Genomic DNA, 3,544 nt, shown 5'->3' with positions numbered 1-3,544 from the left:
TGCGGTACTCGTCGAGCGTGGTGGCGCCGATCGTCTGCAGCTCGCCACGGGCCAGCTTCGGCTTCAGGATGCTGGCCGCGTCGATCGCGCCCTCGGCGGCACCCGCACCGACCAGCGTGTGCAGCTCGTCGATGAACAGGATGATGTCGCCGCGGGTGTTGATCTCCTTGAGCACCTTCTTCAGGCGTTCCTCGAAGTCACCGCGGTAGCGGCTGCCCGCCACCAGGGACCCCAGGTCGAGGGTGTAGAGCTGCTTGTCCTTCAGCGTCTCGGGGACCTCGCCGTGCACGATGGCCTGCGCCAGGCCCTCGACGACGGCGGTCTTGCCGACTCCGGGCTCGCCGATCAGCACCGGGTTGTTCTTGGTGCGCCGGCTCAGCACCTGCATGACCCGCTCGATTTCCTTCTCACGGCCGATGACCGGATCGAGCTTGCCCTCCATCGCGGCGGCGGTCAGGTTGCGGCCGAACTGGTCGAGGACCAGCGAGGTCGACGGGTTGCCGGACTCGCCGCCCCGGCCACCGGTACCGGCCTCGGCGGCCTCCTTGCCCTGGTAGCCGGACAGCAGCTGGATCACCTGCTGACGCACGCGGGTCAGTTCGGCGCCGAGCTTGACCAGCACCTGGGCCGCGACGCCCTCGCCCTCACGAATCAGGCCGAGCAGAATGTGCTCGGTGCCGATGTAGTTGTGGCCGAGCTGCAGCGCCTCGCGCAGGGACAGCTCCAGCACCTTCTTGGCGCGCGGGGTGAAGGGGATGTGGCCGGACGGCGCCTGCTGGCCCTGGCCGATGATCTCCTCGACCTGGCTGCGCACCCCCTCCAGGGAGATGCCCAGCGACTCCAGCGACTTGGCGGCTACGCCCTCACCCTCGTGAATGAGCCCCAACAGGATGTGCTCGGTGCCGATGTAGTTGTGGTTGAGCATCCGGGCCTCTTCTTGAGCCAGGACGACGACCCTGCGGGCACGGTCGGTGAATCTCTCAAACATCGGTGGTTACCTGCTCTCCATCACGTCGCGGTACCGGCGCACGACATTCCGCACGCAGTACCTACCGTCCACTCTAATGGGCGGCAGCCCGGGGCGCGGAGCTTGGCGGTCCGTTCCGCACTGGATAACCCGGTACTGCAGATGAGCAACGCCCCCGGTCGGCGATTCGTTTCCGAAACCACCGGCCGCACAGTTCGCCGCTAGCGAAAACGCCGGACCGTCGGGTGGACGGGTCCGGCGTTCTGGCAACCAACGGTTAGGTTGCCGCGTGAAATGCGTCGATGACGTCGGCGGGGATGCGGCCTCGGGTCGACACATTGTGTCCGTTGCGGCGCGCCCAATCCCGGATGGCGGCGCTCTGCTCGCGGTCGATCGCCCCGCGGCCCTTACCGGTGGCCGTGGCACGCCCGCGTCGGCGGCCCCCCACCCGGCGGCCGGCCTCGACCCACTGCTTCAGATCGTTGCGCAACTTTGTGGCGTTCTTCGAGGAAAGGTCGATCTCATAACTCACACCGTCGAGGCCGAATTCAACCGTCTCGTCGGCGGTGGCTTCACCGTCGAAATCGTCGACCAACGTGACGGTCACTTTCTTCGCCATTACCCCGCACCGAACCCTTCTGCTTGCGCATTGGCGACTCTTTGTAGAGTCTGCCATCCCGTACCTAATCTGCCACAGGAACGCGCATTATTACAACAACAGATCGATCGAACCAGTTCAGTTGCCGTGCCGCCGAACAATCGGGAACAAAACCGTCTCCCGAATTGACAAGCCGGTCAGCGCCATCAACAAGCGATCGATACCCATTCCGGTGCCCGTGGTCGGCGGCATCGCGTACTCCAATGCGGCGAGGAAATCGTCGTCGAGCACCATTGCCTCGTCATCTCCGGCCGCCGCGGCACGCGCTTGCGCCTCGAATCGTTCCCGTTGGATTACCGGATCGATGAGTTCGGAGTATCCGGTCGCGAGTTCGAAGCGGCGAATGTACAGATCCCACTTCTCAGTCACACCAGCGATGCTGCGGTGTGCCCTCGTGAGCGGTGTGGTCTCGACCGGAAAATCCCGCACGAACGTCGGGGCCCACAACTTTTCACCCACAGTGTGTTCCCAGAGTTCTTCGATCAATTTCCCGTGTCCGTAGCCGCGATCGCGCGGAATCTCAAGCTCCAGCCGGTCGGCAATCCGCCACAACTCGTCTGCCGGCGTCGCCGGGGTGATCTCCTCACCGAGCGCCTGCGACAAAGACGGATACATTTCGAGCGTCTCCCATTGACCGTCCAGGTCGTAGGTGGCGCCATCCGGCAATGGCACCTGCCGGGTGCCGATCGCTTCGTCGGCGACCTCCTGAATAATCTCCCGGGTCACGACCGCGGAATCGTTGTAGTCGCCGTACGCCTGATATGTCTCCAACATCGCAAATTCCGGCGAGTGCGTTGAATCCACACCTTCGTTGCGAAAGTTACGATTCAACTCGAAAACTTTCTCAAAACCGCCGACGAGACAGCGTTTGAGGAACAGTTCCGGAGCGATCCGCAGGTACAGATCCGCGTCGAGTGCGTTGGAGTGCGTGATGAACGGCCGCGCCGCCGCGCCGCCCGCCAGCGTCTGCAGCATCGGGGTCTCGACCTCGAGGAATCCGCGGCGTTCCAGCGCGTTACGCACCCCGCGAACCACGGCGACGCGCTGCCGCGCGATGCTGCGCGCCTCGGGACGCACGATGAGATCGACATAGCGCTGCCGCACCCGGGATTCTTCGCTCATTTCTCTGTGAGCAACCGGAAGTGGACGCAATGCCTTGGCCGCCATCTGCCACGAATCGGCCAGCACCGACAGTTCACCGCGCTTGGAGCTGATCACCTCACCGTGCACGAACACGATGTCGCCGAGGTCGACGTCGGCCTTCCAGGCATCCAGCGACTCCTGGCCCACCTGCGCCAGGCTGATCATCGCCTGCAGCTGGGTGCCGTCGCCTTCCTGCAGGGTCGCGAAACACAACTTGCCGGAATTGCGGGCGAACACCACCCGGCCCGCGACGCCCACCACCTCACCGGTCTGGGTGTCGGCGGGCAGGTCCGGATGGGCGCCGCGCAGCTCGGCGAGGGTGTGAGTGCGGGGCACCGCGACCGGGTACGGATCACGGCCCTCGGCGAGCAGGCGCTCCCGCTTGGCCTGACGGATCCGGAACTGCTCGGGGATATCGGCCTGGGACTGGGACGTTTCGTCGGGGTCGGCTGGGGTCACGAAATCCCAGCCTAAATGAACGGCTGGGGACGCCTTCTTCTCACCGCGAACAGACACGCCGGTACCCGCAATCGCGCCGAAACGGGTACCGGCGCGTCTGCTCGGCGGGGGGAGGCCGGCCGTTCAGCCGGCGACATACGTCACTTTCAGTTTGGTGAAGAAGTCCTGGGCGGCGTGCCCGATCGAGTAGGCACCGAGGCCGCTGGCGCCGACGCCGCCGAATGGCACGTGCGGCTGGCTGGCGGTGCCGTGATTGACGTGGACCATCCCGACATCGAGCTGTTCGGTGTAGGCCAGCGCGGTCGCGAGGTCCCTGG

Annotated in this window: 3 protein-coding genes and 1 pseudogene; all 4 read right to left on the bottom strand. The window is 65.2% G+C overall.

The window, feature by feature from the left end:
- A pseudogene (gene clpC1, locus ACWDTP_RS37940) lies at window positions 1-988 on the bottom strand (ATP-dependent protease ATP-binding subunit ClpC); the annotation flags it as partial.
- Between the two features lie 256 nt (window positions 989-1,244).
- Complete coding sequence (gene lsr2 / locus ACWDTP_RS37935) at window positions 1,245-1,586, bottom strand: histone-like nucleoid-structuring protein Lsr2 (protein WP_450028360.1); 342 nt, start codon at window positions 1,584-1,586, stop codon at window positions 1,245-1,247.
- Between the two features lie 117 nt (window positions 1,587-1,703).
- Entirely contained in the window at window positions 1,704-3,227 is a 1,524-nt protein-coding gene (gene lysS, locus ACWDTP_RS37930) for a lysine--tRNA ligase (protein WP_450028359.1), read from the bottom strand.
- 123 nt (window positions 3,228-3,350) lie between these two features.
- On the bottom strand, window positions 3,351-3,544 hold a 194-nt coding region (locus tag ACWDTP_RS37925), incomplete at its 5' end, for an aldehyde dehydrogenase family protein (RefSeq protein WP_450028358.1).

It is taken from the genome of Mycobacterium sp. NPDC003449 (assembly GCF_053588415.1).
Note: the sequence above shows the minus strand (reverse complement) of the source record. Positions and strands in the feature narration are given on the sequence as shown.

Bases quoted from the DNA above. Each gene is read 5' to 3' on its own strand.
- lsr2 (WP_450028360.1), bottom strand. From the start codon at position 1,586: ATGGCGAAGAAAGTGACCGTCACGTTGGTCGACGATTTCGACGGTGAA.